13 protein-coding genes and 1 pseudogene are annotated in these 15,889 nt (G+C 63.5%); 5 read left to right on the top strand and 9 right to left on the bottom strand.

The annotated features are described in order from the left end of the window. Positions 1 to 5: 5 nt before the first annotated feature. Complete coding sequence (locus MKK84_RS33025) at positions 6 to 1,289, bottom strand: amidohydrolase/deacetylase family metallohydrolase (RefSeq protein ID WP_243926912.1); 1,284 nt, start codon at positions 1,287 to 1,289, stop codon at positions 6 to 8. A gap of 231 nt (positions 1,290 to 1,520) precedes the next feature. On the opposite strand from MKK84_RS33025, the gene MKK84_RS33030 reads away from it, so the two are divergent. Further along, on the top strand, positions 1,521 to 1,928 hold the full coding sequence (locus MKK84_RS33030; protein WP_409566572.1) for a MarR family winged helix-turn-helix transcriptional regulator: 408 nt from the start codon (positions 1,521 to 1,523) through the stop codon (positions 1,926 to 1,928). Between the two features lie 368 nt (positions 1,929 to 2,296). On the opposite strand, the gene MKK84_RS35775 is transcribed toward MKK84_RS33030, so the two are convergent. From MKK84_RS35775 to MKK84_RS33055, 5 genes are all read right to left on the bottom strand, one after another. After that, the gene (locus MKK84_RS35775) at positions 2,297 to 2,593 is read right to left on the bottom strand and encodes a DUF6522 family protein (RefSeq protein ID WP_243926914.1); all 297 of its coding nucleotides are present in this window, start codon (positions 2,591 to 2,593) and stop codon (positions 2,297 to 2,299) included. A gap of 115 nt (positions 2,594 to 2,708) precedes the next feature. Beyond that, positions 2,709 to 3,053 carry a Rieske (2Fe-2S) protein gene (locus MKK84_RS33040; protein ID WP_243926916.1) on the bottom strand — a complete coding sequence of 115 codons (345 nt, stop codon included), beginning with the start codon at positions 3,051 to 3,053 and terminating at the stop codon, positions 2,709 to 2,711. Then, a complete protein-coding gene (gene nirB, locus MKK84_RS33045) occupies positions 3,050 to 5,497 on the bottom strand; it encodes a nitrite reductase large subunit NirB (protein WP_243926917.1) in 2,448 nt (815 codons plus the stop codon). The genes MKK84_RS33040 and nirB overlap by 4 nt, the downstream gene beginning before the upstream one ends. Positions 5,498 to 5,548: 51 nt before the next feature. Next, the gene (locus MKK84_RS33050) at positions 5,549 to 5,896 is read right to left on the bottom strand and encodes a molybdopterin oxidoreductase (protein WP_243926919.1); all 348 of its coding nucleotides are present in this window, start codon (positions 5,894 to 5,896) and stop codon (positions 5,549 to 5,551) included. Positions 5,897 to 6,725: 829 nt separating this feature from the next. Beyond that, a complete protein-coding gene (locus MKK84_RS33055; protein WP_243926921.1) occupies positions 6,726 to 6,938 on the bottom strand; it encodes a hypothetical protein in 213 nt (70 codons plus the stop codon). Between the two features lie 122 nt (positions 6,939 to 7,060). On the opposite strand from MKK84_RS33055, the gene MKK84_RS33060 reads away from it, so the two are divergent. Next, complete coding sequence (locus MKK84_RS33060) at positions 7,061 to 7,531, top strand: hypothetical protein (RefSeq protein WP_243926923.1); 471 nt, start codon at positions 7,061 to 7,063, stop codon at positions 7,529 to 7,531. Between the two features lie 999 nt (positions 7,532 to 8,530). Here MKK84_RS33060 and MKK84_RS33065 read toward each other — a convergent pair. Next, positions 8,531 to 9,436 (bottom strand): LysR family transcriptional regulator, encoded by a 906-nt coding sequence (locus MKK84_RS33065; RefSeq protein ID WP_243926925.1) that lies wholly within the window; start codon positions 9,434 to 9,436, stop codon positions 8,531 to 8,533. Positions 9,437 to 9,600: 164 nt separating this feature from the next. On the opposite strand from MKK84_RS33065, the gene MKK84_RS33070 reads away from it, so the two are divergent. The 3 genes and pseudogenes from MKK84_RS33070 to MKK84_RS33080 form a co-directional block, all read left to right on the top strand. Then, a complete protein-coding gene (locus MKK84_RS33070; protein WP_243926927.1) occupies positions 9,601 to 10,347 on the top strand; it encodes an SDR family NAD(P)-dependent oxidoreductase in 747 nt (248 codons plus the stop codon). 35 nt (positions 10,348 to 10,382) lie between these two features. After that, complete coding sequence (locus tag MKK84_RS33075) at positions 10,383 to 10,784, top strand: DUF427 domain-containing protein (protein ID WP_243926929.1); 402 nt, start codon at positions 10,383 to 10,385, stop codon at positions 10,782 to 10,784. Between the two features lie 125 nt (positions 10,785 to 10,909). Continuing rightward, a pseudogene (locus MKK84_RS33080) lies at positions 10,910 to 11,065 on the top strand (SDR family NAD(P)-dependent oxidoreductase); the annotation flags it as partial. Positions 11,066 to 11,260: 195 nt separating this feature from the next. Here the strand turns inward: MKK84_RS33080 and MKK84_RS33085 are convergent. Further along, the gene (locus MKK84_RS33085) at positions 11,261 to 12,964 is read right to left on the bottom strand and encodes a DUF6538 domain-containing protein (RefSeq protein ID WP_243926931.1); all 1,704 of its coding nucleotides are present in this window, start codon (positions 12,962 to 12,964) and stop codon (positions 11,261 to 11,263) included. A gap of 391 nt (positions 12,965 to 13,355) precedes the next feature. Further along, a complete protein-coding gene (locus MKK84_RS33090) occupies positions 13,356 to 15,842 on the bottom strand; it encodes a PAS domain S-box protein (protein WP_243926933.1) in 2,487 nt (828 codons plus the stop codon). Positions 15,843 to 15,889 lie beyond the last annotated feature (47 nt).

The raw sequence follows: 15,889 nt of genomic DNA on the forward strand, positions 1-15,889 counted from the left end.
CCACCTCAGGCTGCGATCGCCTGAGGCAGGATCGGCGAGTCGGCCTCGAAGCGCCGGCCTGCGCGCAGGCAGAAAGCGGGGCGCAGCAGGCGCTCGGCGATCACCCGCGTGTCCTCGTTGTCGCGCAGCAGGAAGCGGCCGCGATCGTCGTGCAGCACCGAGATGTCGGCCGCATAGCCGATCTTGAGGGCGCCGATCCGGTCGCTCATGCGCAGCATCTCGGCCGGGTGCGAGGTCACCATCGGCACCACGTCCTCCAGCGGGATGCCAAGGGCCATCATCGAGCTCATCGCCTGGGTCAGGCTGAAGCGGGCCTGCCCGAGGAAGGGGTGGTTCTCGTCGTCGTGGTGCTCGTCCGGGGTGCCGGCGGGCTTCCTCACCTCGGGCACCTCGGTGTTGTAGCCGTGCATGTCGGCGCCGAGCGTGTAGGGGATCACGCCAGCCGGAAGGGAGGCCCGGGCCACGCGGTAGGAGAAATGGCTCCCGTGGCCGACATCGACCTTCAGCCCGGCATCCATCGCCCGGCGGATGATGTGGTGCACCTCGCCCTGCTCGTTGATGAAGCCGCCAGGGTGCCGGGTGAAGGGGTGGGCCAGCACGTCGCCCGGCCGCAGCAGTGGGATGACCCGCTCGACGATGGTGTCGGCATCCTCGCCGTTGGCGCCGGCTTCCGGCAGGCCCCAGAGCTGGCCGAAATGCACGTAGAGCGGCATGTCGGAGCGGCGGCTGATCTCGGCGGCCATCTCCATGACTTTGATGCCCCAGCGGGCGAAACCGCCGATCTCGGCGTGACCCTTGATGCCGCGGACGAGGTCGCGGTTCTCGGTGGCCGACTTCACCGTCGCGTCGATGTCGACGCCGTCCGGACTGTAAAGATTCGGATAGAAATGGCCCTCGAGACCGCCGACGAGGTAGGCCGACAGGAAGGCGAGTACCTGCGTCTCGGAGCGCTCGGCGATGAAATGCCGGAACCCTGGAAGGGTCATGCAGGAGGGGCCGCCCTGGTCGACCACCGTGGTGACGCCCGAGCGCACGCCGACCATGTCGGGGTTTAGGCCGAAGCGGCCGGTGACGTACTGGTAGACGTGGGCGTGCGTGTCGATCATGCCCGGTAGGACGAGCTTGCCCGAGACGTCGACCACCTCGGCGGCGGCCGATGGCAGGATGGTCTCCTCCACGGCCGCGATGCGCCCGTCCTGCACCGCCACATCGCGGATGCCGTCGACGCCGGAGGCCGGGCAGATCACCCGCCCGCCCCGCAGAACCAGATCGTAGCGGCGATTGTCCATCTCGACCTCGTGATCCTGGCCAGCTCGTGCAGGCCCCGTTCTTGCCAAATGCGAAGCATGCTTCGTAATTGGCGCAGCATAGAATGTGCCAAGGCTGGAACTGATCTGCGGAGATGGGTGATGGATGAGTGTCCGCAAGTCTGCCTCGCAGATGAGGCGACTGCAGCGGGGGCACCGGTAGGTCCGCAGCATTGGCCTCTGATTGACCGTCCGGGTTTCCTCGCGCGCCGCATGCATCAGATCCACGTCAGCCTGTTCGCTGAGCGATGTGCTGTCTTCGGCGTCACTCCGTTGCAGTACAGCCTACTCTCGATCCTGCGTGACTTGGGGGAGGCCGATCAGACGACGCTGGCGGGTGCGGTCGCCCTCGACCGAACGACGACGACCGGCGCCCTCAAACGGCTTGCGGCGCGCGGATTCGTCAGCCGCTCGACGTCACCCATGGATCGCCGCGCCCAGATCTGTCGACTGACATCGGAGGGCGCGGCTCTCCATGGCTTGATGGAGCCGGCAGCGCGGCTAGCGCACGCTGTGACGGTCGAGGCGCTCACGCCGGCGGAACAGGACCATCTGACCAAGCTGCTGAGACGTGTCATCAACGGACACGAGCACCGGCGAGGACAGGCCATCATCGAGTGAGATGCGTCTAGTGCGGGGTCAGGCCAGTAGCTCGTCTACTATCTCGGCAGATTTTCCGAAGCGGACATGCCGCTTTCGGCCAACGTCAGTCGGCCGCTATGCGCCCGTTCGCACCGTTCAGGCGAGCTCGGCAACATTCGAACACTGGACGTGAATGGCATCCTCGATCCGAGCGGGCAAAGCTCTCGCACACGGCGAAGCCTGCCCGGATCGGATAGGGTGGTGCGGGCACGACCGGCAAGGGTGGGGTCGGTGCAGCAGCTGGCGGCGTCGGCCGGCCTCGATAGTCGCTGCCGACGAGCCCAGGCGACGGGTAGGAGGGCTCGGGTCGTTCAGTCCGCCGGCCGGGACGATAGGTCTAGGCTCGCTCAGACCGCCTGTGACGGTCTGCACCTGTTGTTCGCTGCCTCGCTCGGCTGCGGCTCCCATCGGAATTCGGAGACTAAGCAGCCATCGGCGCGAAAGATGCCCTGCCAACCGCACTTGCCGACGATGACCGTCACACGCGAGCGTCCCGCGTCTCGGCCGTAGCCACGATCAAGACGGCTGTCGATGCGGCCAAGACCTGCCTGACGCCGCAAGGCCCACTCGCTGATGCCGAGGCGGTGCGCCAACTCCGCAGGCGCAACGAGCCAACCACCCTGCTCGTCGAGATCGAGGCGCACGCATTGCTCTCCACATCCGGAACAATAGTTTCCTATGACAGCCCACGCACGGTGATGTGCGTGCTCGAGCTGCTCTCGTCGTATCCGAGCAGCCGCTCGGCTCCGGCCCCAGCCTTCATTCAGCCGCCTCCCGGGCCGGCGATGGCACCGGATGCAGCCAGATCTCGCCATCGCTGACCCGGGTCGGGTACGTGGCGAGGCCGAGTTGCTCGTGGCTCGTGCCGCAGCCGGACCTCAGATCGAAGGTCCGGTCATGCAGCGGGCACATCAGTGTGGTCCCGCCGAGCAGCCCATCAGCCAGGGGCCCCTGCCGATGGGGGCAGAAAGCCTGGGTTGCGTACACTGCGCCTTCGGCCGTGTGGAACACGGCAATCTCCAGGTCGGCGACCCGGAATGTGCGTCCCTCACCCACGGGGATCTGGTCGATAAAACCGAGCAGCACTTCGGTGGAGGCCATCATACGTCCTCCTTGGCGGGGATGACGGATGTGAACTGGTTGGCGGTCTTCGGCGCGACCGCTTCGAGCCACGGATCGACCGTGGCGGCGATCGAGGCCTCCATGGCCGCGTCGAGATCGGCGCAGATGCCTTCGCTGTCCTCCACCACGACGGCACGGACGCGCTCCAGGCCAATCCGCTCCATGAAGGTGTAGGTCCGCTCCTTCCACTTCGCGTTCTCGCGGTAAAATTGCATGAAGCGGCTGCCGATCAGCATCGCCTCAGTCTCATCTTTTGCGGTGAACAGCAGGTCGCCTTTGCGGATGTGGGCCCCGGCGGCCCCGCCGACGTAGATCTCCCACTTGCCGTCGCCGACCGCGACGAAGCCGACGTCTTTCACGTAGGCCTCGGAGCAGTTGCGCGGGCAGCCGGCGGTCGCGAGCTTCAGCTTGGCCGGACTGTCGATGCCGCGGTAGCGGCGCTCGATGCGCTGGGCGAAGCCCATGGAGTCGCCCAAGCCAAAGCGGCAGAAGTCGGTGCCGATGCAGCTCTTGCAGGTTCGATAGCTTTTGCCCCAGGCGTAGCCCGCTTTGAAGCCGAGATCGCTCCAGATCTTGGGCAGATCATCCTTCTTGAGGCCCACGAGGTCGACGCGCTGCCCGCCGGTCAGCTTCACCAACGGGACGTTGTACTTTTGTGCGACCTGCCCGATGCGCACCAGTTCGTCCGGCGTGCAGACGCCCCCGGGCATCTCCGGGATCACGGAGAATGTGCCGTCCTTTTGGATGTTGGCGTGAACGCGGTCGTTGATGAAGCGCGCGTCGCGCTCATCCTCGTACTCGCCCTTCCAGACGGTGATCAGCAAGGAGGCGAGCGCAGGCTTCGCGCTGGGATCCACCTCGCCATTCCCCAGCTCGCGGAACACCGAGGAGACCGACTTGAGGCCGCGGGCGACCACCTCCCGCATCAGCTCGGGCTTCCGCATTGGGATCGTCGGCACGTAGTAGTGGACGGACGGATCCTCCTCGACCTCACCGCCCAGGAGCCACGAGACGAGTTCGGTCACCTCGCCCTTACAGGCGCCGCAACCCATGCCGGCGCGAGTCTGGGCCATCACTGCCTTGGAGCTGCTGGCGCCGGCCACAACAGAAGCGGCGATACCCGCCTTGGTCACGCCGTTGCAGTTGCAGACCTGGGTCTCAGCCGGCATCTCGTCGTAGGTGACTTTGGCGGAGGGCGTGCCGAGGTCGAACATCAGCGACAGCCGCTCCTCAGGGAGCGGCGCGTCCTGCGCGAAGGCCTGCATCAGAAACGGCGCCTTGCCGATGTCGCCCATCAGGATGCCGCCGACGAGCCGGCCGTCGCGCACGATCAGCTTCTTGTAGGTACCGCGCTTCGGCTCGGTAAACTGCACGACCTCGTCGTTGTCGTCCGTGGGATCGGTGATGCCCATCGAGGCCAGCTCGACACCCATCACCTTTAGTTTCGTGGCGAGCTTGGAGCCGTGATAAGCCGCGTTAACATTGGTTCGGGTGACGTGCTCGGCGAAAACCTTTGCCTGCTCGTAGAGAGGCGCTACCAAGCCGTAGAGGCGCCCGCGGTGCTGCGCGCACTCCCCGACCACGTAGATGTCGCGGTCGTCGAGAGACTGCATATGGTCGTTGACGACGATGGCTCGTTCGACGGTCAGCCCCGATAATTGGCCAATCTCAGAGTTCGGCCGAATCCCGGCCGCGACGAGGACGAGGTCGCACGGCAGTTCAGTGCCGTCCTTGAACCGTAGCCCTTCGACCTTGTCGGTGCCCAGAACTTCAGTGGTGAGCTTCGACGTGTGGACCCGGATGTCCATGCCCTCAATGGTCTTCTTCAGGATGCCGCCTGCGGCCACGTCGAGCTGCATTTCCATGAGGTGACCGGCAAGATGGACCACGTGCGACTCGCAGCCCAGCACGGTCATGCTGCGGGCGGCCTCAAGGCCGAGAAGGCCGCCGCCGATTGTGACAGCGATCTTGCTGCGTCGGGCGTAGTCGACGATCTGCTGGCAATCCGCGATGGTCCGGTAGCCGAAAACGCCGGGCTTGAGGCTGCCGTCCTCCATCCGCACGCCCTGCATGGGCGGGATGAAGGCGCGGCTGCCGGTAGCGATCATCAGCTTGTCGTAGCGCGCCCGCACGCCTCCATTCGAGATCACTATCTTGGCCGCGCGGTCGATCTTCTCGACGCGGTGACCGGCATGGAGCGTGATGCCGTTCTCGGCATACCAGGACAGCGGATTCATGGTGATCCCGTCGGCGTCCTGGATCCCGTTCAGGATCTCGGAGAGCAGGATACGGTTGTAATTGCCGTAGGGCTCCTCGCCGAACATCACGATGTCGAACATCTCGGCGCCGCCCCGCGCCAGCACCTCCTCGACGGCGCGCGCGCCGGCCATGCCGTTACCGACGACCACTAGTTTTTGTTTGCTCATAGGTCCGTCCTGCTCCGCCGCTCGGATGACGATCCGTCTGTTTGCTAGCGCTCAGATTTCGAGGAGACCGACGTCGATCACGACCTGACCCGTTGCTCCCTCGGGGGCGGACAGGTGGATCTCGACCTTCGTGTCCGGCGGCAAGTCTTCGACGATGGTCAAAGGCACGTTCATGCCGGCCTTGGCGCCGACCGGCAGGTAGCGGGCGGCCTTTCCAGCGATGACGAGCGAGAGGCAGACCAATTCCGACCCTGAATTGCCGGCACGCAGATAGACGAACTGCGCGCGCTTGGTGCTCGGAACCGTGTAGATCAGCGTCGAGGCCAGGAGGGCTGATCGGTCGAGTCCGGCACCCGAGTAATCGAATACGCCCTGAAGGAACTTCGGGATGGATTCCATGATGCTGTTCCTTGGCTGAGGCTCAGAGCCGTAACCTCGTGTCATCCCTGCGATGCAGGGACGTCACACTGAAGAGTAGGGGCTGATCGCTGAAGCGAAGCAGCAGTTGTCGAGAGGTCGAGTGCATCGTGTGGGCGTATCTAGCGATATTTTACAACAGTTTTTTGGGGTGAATTCCTCAATATCCCAGTCAATTCGTCCAACAGTATTTGCATCTCAAGGCCTCTCATACGACATGCGCCACATCCGTAGTTGAGCGTCATCCATGGCTCGCCCGCACAGCTTGCACGGGATGCCCATGTCTGAACTATCCCCGGACCGGGAATTGTATGAGCCGATCGCAAAATGTCGGCGACCAGCCAGAACCTGGCTGTAAGAAACGACTGTTTGGTACCGTTCCAAGTTGGAACGCTAATCTATATTTGGCTATCGTCGAGCAACAATTTTAAGCCAACTGCCTTCCACGAGAGACATTTGCTCACTTTGCCGGCATCAGTAACATGCACGTAATAGCAAATTCTATGAGGTTCCTGCGCAATCACATTATGGTCAGGCTGGTATATAAGGGAGTAGGCGGCTCAGATTGACCTCCAGAACCGCGGCGGATCGTGCTCTGGCATGAGCTGCCCATCGGATCGCGCCCAGCTTTGTTGGATTATCTGCGTGTTGCTAGGGTCGGTCGAAGCGGCGCTGGGCTGTGTAAAGCTAGCCTCGAACTCGGCGCGGCTGACAGTCAGCCGCAGGAGCACAGGCACGCCATCAAAAGGGGCGCCAGGCTTCATGTACTCGGGCACAAACGCCCATTCGACGTCATCACTCACGGGCAGCTTCACATCTCATCGCGCGGACGGCCACGCGATTTCCGCGGAGCAAAGATAAAGCCAGTCGATATGAGGCCATCCTCTTTTCCGGTCAGCTGCTCCGAAACCGACCGTTTGGTTTCGGCCAGGGCCCAGCTAAATTGGCGGTCGCCTTTGAACGGCTGGGTTGGGTGGTTTCCGGCCTGTCTGGTTTCGGGGATGATATGGCTGATAATTGCCATGCGGACCTCGGTCGTCCTCAACTGCTTCCTGAGCGCAGCGGCCAAATCCCTCTTAGGCACGGGGATCCGTTCGCCGGGGCCTACGGGGTATTTAAGGAATAAAACTCTAGATGGAGCCGTCGATGATCAGAATACTGGGCTCCCAACCCTATAGAACATTCACCACCATCATAATTGCCATTATTGGCATGAAGTTATTATCGAAATATTTATCTTATAAGATCGATTTTATTTCAGCGCGTCCTATATCTAATCCCAATGATATTATCGGCAATTGGAAAAATGACGGCTGGGATTTTATAAGCATATATAGACATTCTGATAAATATGGAATCAATGAAAACGTCCTTGGATTTGGCGATGTTGTCGATCTAGTTCATCAAAATGAGGGGTTGTATGTATTGCAATTCTTCGGAAAAGAAAGCAAATGTCTTGTAATTATCTATACAGATGAAAGCGACCGTCTCTTCTTTTATAGGCAGTTTTATTGGTCTTTTTCCGAAATAGCTGAAAAACTGACACCAATCATACGGCTAACTACATGCGAATATATCACAAGAGGACCTTTCTATCGATACAAAGTATCAAAATAATATTCCCAAAAATCATTGTAATATTGATTTATAGTTATATTGTAAATTTTCGAATACTGGATTTATCAAGGAGATGACGGGATTTTAGTCTGGAGAAACGTCGTTCTAATCCGAGCCTGCACACGTTCCATTTTTCCGACCTTGCTCCCCGCTTTGCTCTAAACTACCCACAACCCGACCGCAGCGAGCTTTCCCAATACCCCCGCCAGAACCTCCTTCAGGTGCACCGCATCCCGGCGCCACGTCCCACCAATCCTCTCGGCTCTCCGGGACCGGATTGACGTTGTCGTCGATCACGATATTGCCGAGCATGTGGCCTCCGGGCTTCTCTTGCGTCTGCATATAGGAGCGGTAGCGTTGGTCGTGAACGACCGAGTTGGGTCGAGGCTGTGTCAAAACTCGAACGCTATCGGCCCTCGTAGAAAAACGTTCTCTCGAAGCAGGGTGGCATCGGCCTGAGGGGCCTCTCAATGCCATCAGTCAGTTGCGCCAGAGATCCCTCCCGGCCGCTGCGGAGACATTTGTTCTACGGTTTCCCAGCACATCCGAGCTTCGACACAGCCTCGGTCGCAAGCAGCCGACGCTCGATCAGTGCTTGAACGAAAGAAGGCCGCTCCCGAAGGAGCGGCCAGTCATGGGAGGAAACGCCCACGAGGGGCTGCACGGGTTGAGACGTGCAGCGCAGCAACAATTGTGCGCTGCAGTCGTTCCAGGGCGTTTAGTTGCTGCCGGAAGCCCCACGATTGGCGGCTTTGGGGACGTGAGTTGGGTGATTTAGGCGACCGGGTTGGGTCGGATCCGGAATGGCTGCTGAGGGTGGTTTCCTGCCCGTCCGCTTCCGAGCGGCAGAGGCATCAGAGCGGACGTCGCAGTCCCGCCCGCTCACGCCCCTTTGCGGAAGCTGGGAACGTCCGCATCCAGGTGGTCTAATCGGCTCATGCGGGCTGTCGCTCGACGTTGAGATGGAGCGGTTTGCAGTCTGCTGCACCAAGGCCACATCTACGTGGGCCTCGTTGCTCTGACGATAAGGTCATCCACGCGCGATAGGAACAGCCGGAGAAGCTCGGGCGCGTGTTCCTTCCGGTAGCCGAGCACGAGGTCGATCCCCGGAGGTTCCCCATCCATGGTCAGAGGGCGGCTCACGACCGACCAGGGCAGGAAGTTGCGGGCGTAGGCCGGCAGCAGGGAGACGCCCCGGGTCGACGAGACCAGCGACATCGCCATCGACAGGTTGTCCACCTCGTGCGCTGGCGTAATGCCCACGCCCGACCGGGCGAGGACCTCGTCGATGACCAGCCGCAGGGTCGGAGCCGTTCGGGAGACGATGATGAACGGGTCTTCGGTCAAGTCTTGGAGGCGGACCGTTTCCCGTGACACCAGCCGATGGTCGCTGGGCAGGATGACCACCAGCGGGTCCCGCGTGAGCAGCACGAAGGCGAGGTCGGGCAGGTCCGGCTCGTGCCGCATGAACGCGGCGTCCACTGTGCCCTGCATCAGGGCGGCGGCCAGATCCGGCGAGGTCTGGCTGGAGATGGTGACGTCCACGTCCGGTAAGACGTCCCGGAGAACGCACATCGCCCCGGCCAGCCAGTCGACCTCGTAGCCGGTCAGGAAGCCAAGCACGAACGTGGCCTTGGCCGGCCGCGCCGCCCGGCGGGCCGCCTCCGTGGCAGCCTGCACTTGCCCGAGCGCCAGGCGCGCGTGCTCCAGGAAGGCGCGGCCGGCTTCGGTCAGTTCCACGCCGCGCACCGACCGGCTGAGCAGCGGCACGCCGACCTCGTACTCAAGGTCCCGGATCTGCCGGCTGAGGGACGGTTGGGCCGTGTGCAGGCGCCGCTCGGCGGCCAGCGTCAGGCTACCTTCCTCGGCCACGGCCACGAAGTAGCGCAAGTGCCGCAGTTCCACGCCGACGCTCCATGCCCGCGAGATATGCCCCCCAGCCTACAAAGTCTTTTTCGTACCCACCAGCGACGCTTAGTTAAGTCTTCAACAGCGGCGCTCCTGCGCTGCCAGGACCGGAACGAAGTGCTTGCAGCACAACGCGTCTGCCGGTCCGATGGAGACGGATCATGACCAAGCAAGTCGTACTGATCACCGGCGCCCTGACTGGCATCGGTCGCGCCGCCGCCCAGGGCTTCGCCAAGGCCGGGAACACCGTCGTCATCTCCGGCCGGCATGAAGAGGCTGGGCAGGCTCTCGCCGCCGAACTGCGAGAGACCGGTTCGGACGCGGCCTTCATCCGGGCCGACGTACGCCACGAGGAGGAGGTCGCCCGCCTCGTCGACCGAGTGGTCGAGCGCTTCGGGCGCCTGGACGCGGCGGTCAACAACGCCGGCACCGAGGGGTGGCCGGGACCCGTGATCGAGCAGAGCGCGGAGAGCTACGCGGCGACCTTCGACACCAACGTGCTCGGCACGCTGCTGAGCATGAAGCACGAACTGCGCGTCATGCAGCCGCAAGGGGCAGGCAGTATCATCAACATCTCGTCGACCTATGGCCACGGCGGGGCAGCCGGCGCTTCGATCTACGCGGCCAGCAAGCACGCGGTGGAAGGCTTGACTAAGTCCGCCGCCCTGGAGGCTGCGGGCTCGGGCGTGCGCGTGAACGCCGTGGCTCCGGGGCCGACCGACACCGGCATGCTCGACCGCTTCACCGGCGGCGCCGAGCGCAAGGCCGGCCTCGTCTCCGGCGTCCCGCTGCGTCGTGTGGGCGACCCCGACGAGGTCGCGAACGCCATCGTGTTCCTGGCCTCGGACCGCTCCTCGTTCACGACCGGACAGATCCTGTCCGTGGACGGCGGCAAGTCCGCCGCCTGACCAAGGCCCGGCACCGCGAAGCTCAGAAGGCAATCATGGAACAGACGCTCAACACCGACGGCAAGCCAATCAAGGTTCCCGGCCCCGGCCACCCCATCGACATCACACCCAATCCCAACCGCGTGGTGGTGACGGTCGCCGGCCGGATCGTGGCAGACACCCGGGAAGCCCTGACCCTGCGCGAGGCGTCCTATCCGCCCATGCAGTACATCCCACGCAAGGACGTCGATATGGCGCTGCTCACGAGCACCGAGCAAGCCACCTACTGCCCCTATAAGGGCGACTGCTCCTACCTCAGCATTCCGCTCGGCGGCGAGCGCTCGGTGAACGCCGTCTGGTCCTACAAGGATCCTTACGAGGCGGTCGAGGCGATCAAGGACCACGTCGCCTTCTATCCCGACCGCATCGACGCCATCGAGGAGCGACCGGGGTCGTAGACCTTCCACCCCTCTCACTTTCCACCGCAACGAACAGCCCAGAACACCGACACCCCGCCGCCGACGCCTCCGCGTCGGCGAAGGCGATCGGCTGCGCTCATCCCCTGCCTGATCGGAGACCCGTCATGACCAACCTCACCGGAAAGACCTCCCTCGTCACCGGCGGCTCGCGCGGCATCGGCCGTGCCGCCGCCCTCGCCCTTGCCAAGGCCGGTGCGCAGGTACTCGTCCACTATGGCCGAGCCGCAGACGAGGCCGACGCAGTGGTCGCCGAGATCCGTGCCGCCGGCGGCCGGGCCGAGAAAATCGGTGCGGACCTCTCGGACCCGAAGGGCGCCCACAGCGCCGACTTCGAGACCCCGAGTCGCGCGGCGGCCCGGGTGAAGCTGCCTGCATTCCGTCCCATGACGACATCCTCCACATGGCTCGGAGCCATACCTAGGGAGGACCACTTTTCAGGAGGCAGGCCACAACGATCACGGAGCCCGTTGCGACTTCGGTTCCGGAACTCGAAAACCCTTCTTCCATCCGAAGATGGCTGCTGCGTCGGCTGCCGGCTGACCCGTACTCCTCGGGCAATTGGAGAGTTCGGCGATCTGAAGTGAAATCTCGGCAGCGTCCAGCAGGGGTAGGTTCGGCATCTCATAGGGCTCGATGAGCTCGATCTGCTTCTTGACGAATACCGGCCAGTGATTGCCGTAGGCTTTCGACGCACCATTCGGGGCATGCCCCATCGCAAGTTCGGCGAAGTCCAGCCTCATTCCGATGTCGCGGGTCAGGCTCGCGAAGCGATGACGCCATGCGTGGTTCGGCTGCACGCGTGGGTCGCTGATGCCGATGCTCCGGATCCAAGCGGCAAGCCGCTCGCCCGCCTTGGCCGAGAGTTTGACCGGGTCCGGATCCTTCCGCGCCCGTGCCGGATCGTAGAACAACGGCTTCTGTCCGCATGCAAGCACGTATCCCAGGAAGCCTTGGGCGATGAGATGGGAGTGGATCGCCAAGTCGCGAAAGCTTCCACCCTTCTGCGTGCCCGCTTCCGGGGTGATCCTCATCATTACGAGATCGCGTCCCGTGCGATAGATGTCGCAAGGGCGCATCTGAGTGATCTCGCCGACCCGGGCTCCGCTGTAGGCGCAGAGCCAGGGGACCCAGCGCAGTGCGGCAGCCCGATCACGACTCATGCCCGTGGGATCGATACGGCTGCAGTGGTCCAGAACGAAATAGGCTTCATCCCGTGTAAAGCCCTGCTCCCGCGTACGGGGCTTCTTGCGGTAGGCCACCCGGATCCGTTCGGCCGGGTTCGAACCGATGTGGCCGTCCACGGAGGCTTGGCCGAGAACTGCCTTCACCGAGGCCAGGTAGACATCCGATATCGTTCGTGGATCGAGCTCCGTCTCGAGGAGATGGGCCTTCCATGCAAGCACGTCCTTGCGGGTGATCCGGGCAAGGTCGTCGGTGCCAGCGAAGGCAACGAACTTCGTCAGTACCGGCAGCCAGCGTTTCTGCGTGGCATTTCCGGTGCCTCGCTGCTTCACATAGCTTCCCCATGCTTCGAGCATCGGCACTGCCGGATCCGCCGCCTCGAGAGCGGAGATGGGCGGAAAGCCGAATGCCGTCGTATCCCCGTAGTTTCCGCTCGCCGCCTTTTCGAGGTAGGAGGCCGCCTTCTCGAACGTATCGGTCGTCAGTCTCAGAAGCCTGAGGCGCGTCGCCGCGCTCGCGGCGAGCCCGCGATTCTCGAGAAAATCCCGGACCGCTTTCGCGCGCAGCAACCCTTCGAGCGTCTCCGCGGATGGAGACGGGCCTTCCGTCAGTGCCTTTCTTTCGCACTGAAGCCTGAGGAGCTCATCCCGCCAGGGCATCGGGTCTTCGACGTCGTCCTCGAACTCGGCGATCCGTCGCAGGCATAGTTCACCGGCGATCGCTCGGCATTGACGGACGTTGAGATCGACCTGCCCATGCCCCAGGCTCCGCCACCGCTTCAAGCATTCGCGTTCGGCGACGGCGTGTCTGATCCGGGCTTCATCCGGGTCCCGGGTTCCAAGACTGCGCTTCTCTTCGCGTCTGCCGACGATGGCGCGGAGGTGTTCGGGCACGCGCTTGCGGTACTGGAAGATTCCGGTCTTCGGATGTCTCGACGGCTTGGACAGTGCTGCGGCTCCGGCGACGGCAGGCACCATGGAATGCAATCGACTCCTTTTGGAAGGATTGATATCACCGAAGTGGAGGTGCGGCTCCTTGCGTCCGAGGCACGGGGGTGGTACACAAATCGAAGCAGACTTGCGACAAAATATTGGTTTCGTTGGCAATTTTGAAGCGGTGGGAAGAGTCCCCCCTCTCCGCCAGTCATCATAAGAAGCCGCCCTCGGCTTGGCGCGCCGAGCAGGAGGCTGACCTCCTTCAGCGGCCGGTTCGAACTCCACTCTGGGCACGTTCATCGACGTCGGCCGCCGATCGCCTCGCACCTGTTGGTCTGACGGTTCTGAAAGCGGACGTCTTTCCTCACCTGCAACCGCCCGTGAACCATCGGCGTGCCAGCAAGACAACCCACGCAGACATGCGCGCGGCGGCTCACGGTCGCTCCGCCTGCTCCCGGCTGCTCTCGATCATCGATCGGATCCGCGCCGCCATCGTCTCGATCGCGAAGGGCTTGGTCAGCACGGCCATGCCGGGCGCGAGACGCCCGTTTCCGAGGATGGCGTTCTCGGCATAGCCAGTGATGAACAGCACCTTGAGGTCGGGGCGCGCCACGCGTGCGGCGTCGGCCATCTGCCGTCCGTTCATGCCGCCCGGAAGCCCGACATCGGTTACCAGCAGGTCGATGCGGACATCCGATTGCAGAACCTTGAGGCCCGCCGCGCTATCGCCGGCCTCGATCGCCGTGTAGCCGAGGTCCTCCAGGATATCGCTGACGAGCATGCGCACGGTCGGCTCGTCATCGACGATCAGCACGGTCTCGCCCTGCTCGGAGCGTGGCAGGTCCGTGACGGGGAAAGCCGTCTCGTCGTCGGCGACTTCCCCGTAGTGGCGGGGCAGGTAGATGCACACCGTCGTACCCTGGCCGACCTCCGAGTAGATCCGCACCTGCCCGCCCGATTGCTGTGCGAAGCCGTAGATCATCGAGAGGCCGAGGCCGGTGCCCTCGCCGATGGGCTTGGTCGTGAAGAACGGCTCGAAGACGCGCGCGATGACCTCGGGCGGCATGCCGGTGCCGGTGTCGCTTACGCACAGCGACAGGTACTGCCCTTCCGGAATGTCGTGTTGGCGGGCGGCCCGGTCATCGAGCCATTTGTTGGCGGTTTCGATGATGATCTTGCCGCCGTCGGGCATCGCATCGCGCGCGTTGATGCAGAGATTGAGCAGAGCATTCTCGAGCTGCGACGGATCGACGAGGGCCGGCCAGCCGCCGGAGATCCCGATGACCTCGACCTGAATCGCCGGCCCGACGGTGCGCTGGATCAACTCCTGCATGCCCGAGGCGAGCCGGGTCACATGGGTCGGCTTGGGGTCGAGCGTCTGGCGACGCGAGAACGCGAGAAGGCGATGGGTGAGAGCGGCGGCGCGCTTGGCTGCACCCTGGGCCGCGGTCATGTAGCGGTCGACATCCGTGAGGCGGCCCTGCTGCATGCGGGTCTGCATCAGTTCCAGCGAACCGGTGATGCCGGCCAACAGGTTGTTGAAGTCGTGCGCCAAACCCCCTGTCAGCTGGCCGACCGCCTCCATCTTCTGGGATTGGCGGAGCGCCTCCTCAGCCTGCCGTAGGGCTTCGGCCTGATCCTTCTCGGCGGTGATGTGGCGCCCGCTCGCGTAGATGAGCTCCCCCTCCGGTGCGGCCACCCAGGAGATCCAGCGAAAGCCTCCATCCTTGTGGCGATAGCGGTTCTCGACGGTCGGCAGCGTCGTCTCCCGCGCGTGCTGCAGCGCGCGATCGGTCAGCGCCTCGTCCTCGGCCAGAACGAACGCGAACACCGCCTTGCCGAGCACGTCTTCGGCCGACCAGCCGAGGATCGTCGTGAAGGCCGGGTTGACGGCTTTGAAGATGCCCTGGCCGTCGATGATGACCTGGATGTCCTGCGTGTTGCGCCAGAGGTGGTCACGCTCCTGGGTGCGTTCCTGAACCTGGAGTTCCAGGGTCTCGTTCAGCGCGCGCAGATTCTCTTCCGCGGTTTTGCGCGCCGTGACGTCGTTGAAGAAGATCGCGATCTGTCGGTCTTCGGGGGCACCGACGCGGATCGCCTTCACGTCGAACCAGCGCCCGAACGCCTCGGCGTAGTTTTCGAAGTTCGCCGGTTCTCCGGTGCGCGCGACGTGACCGTAGGTCTCGAACCAGAAACGCTCCAGATCGGGCGCGAACTCGGTCACCCACTTGCCGCGGAGGTTGACCCCGGCCTGGCGTTCGAACGCCGGGTTGGCTTCGAGGAAGCGGTAGTCGACCGGGCGGTCCTCGGCGTCGAACCGGACCTCGACGATGGCGTAGGCCGTATCGACGGCCTGGAGGACTGCGCTGAAGCGTTCTTGGCTGACGTGCAGGCGTTCTGCGCTGGCTTCGCTCTTGGCCGCCAGAGCGCGGTTCTCACCCTTCAGTTTGGTCAGCTGCGCGAAGTCTGCGCTGACGTCGTACTGACTTGCAAAGAAGTAGGCGACCTCGCCCTTCGCGTCCTTGACCGGAGCCAGGAGCAGCTGGTTCCAGAAGGGCGTGCCGTCCTTGCGATAGTTGTAGATCGCGATCTCGATCGTCTCGAGGGCCGCAACCGCCGCGCGGATGCGGTCCACATCGGCCGCGTCGGTTCCCGGCCCCTGCAGAAAGCGGCAATTCCGTCCGATGATCTCCGTGCGGTCGAACCCGGTCAGCTGGCAGAATGCTTCGTTGACGAAGATGATCGGGTTGTCGTGCTGGCGCGGATCGGTGATCAGCATCGGCATGCGTGTGGCCCGCACGGCCGCGGCGAAGGGGTCGGTGACGTCGACGCCACCAGCGACCTCCGTGAGGATACGGCTGGTGTCACGACGGACCGTCTCTGAGGTCGTCGGCGTCGAGGCTGGGCGGTCGCTCTGCATGATGCGGCTGGCTGTATCAGACACGGCCAAAGGCTGAACATCTCTGC

This window comes from Methylobacterium sp. E-065 (genome assembly GCF_022829605.1).
GTDB lineage: Bacteria > Pseudomonadota > Alphaproteobacteria > Rhizobiales > Beijerinckiaceae > Methylobacterium.

Coding starts and splice junctions, on each gene's coding strand:
- MKK84_RS33025 (WP_243926912.1), bottom strand. CDS start 1,289: ATGGACAATCGCCGCTACGATCTGGTTCTGCGGGGCGGGCGGGTGATC.
- MKK84_RS33030 (WP_409566572.1), top strand. CDS start 1,521: ATGCATCAGATCCACGTCAGCCTGTTCGCTGAGCGATGTGCTGTCTTC.
- MKK84_RS33040 (WP_243926916.1), bottom strand. CDS start 3,053: ATGATGGCCTCCACCGAAGTGCTGCTCGGTTTTATCGACCAGATCCCC.
- nirB (WP_243926917.1), bottom strand. CDS start 5,497: ATGAGCAAACAAAAACTAGTGGTCGTCGGTAACGGCATGGCCGGCGCG.
- MKK84_RS33050 (WP_243926919.1), bottom strand. CDS start 5,896: ATGGAATCCATCCCGAAGTTCCTTCAGGGCGTATTCGATTACTCGGGT.
- MKK84_RS33055 (WP_243926921.1), bottom strand. CDS start 6,938: ATGGCAATTATCAGCCATATCATCCCCGAAACCAGACAGGCCGGAAAC.
- MKK84_RS33060 (WP_243926923.1), top strand. CDS start 7,061: ATGATCAGAATACTGGGCTCCCAACCCTATAGAACATTCACCACCATC.
- MKK84_RS33070 (WP_243926927.1), top strand. CDS start 9,601: ATGACCAAGCAAGTCGTACTGATCACCGGCGCCCTGACTGGCATCGGT.
- MKK84_RS33075 (WP_243926929.1), top strand. CDS start 10,383: ATGGAACAGACGCTCAACACCGACGGCAAGCCAATCAAGGTTCCCGGC.
- MKK84_RS33085 (WP_243926931.1), bottom strand. CDS start 12,964: ATGGTGCCTGCCGTCGCCGGAGCCGCAGCACTGTCCAAGCCGTCGAGA.
- MKK84_RS33090 (WP_243926933.1), bottom strand. CDS start 15,842: ATGCAGAGCGACCGCCCAGCCTCGACGCCGACGACCTCAGAGACGGTC.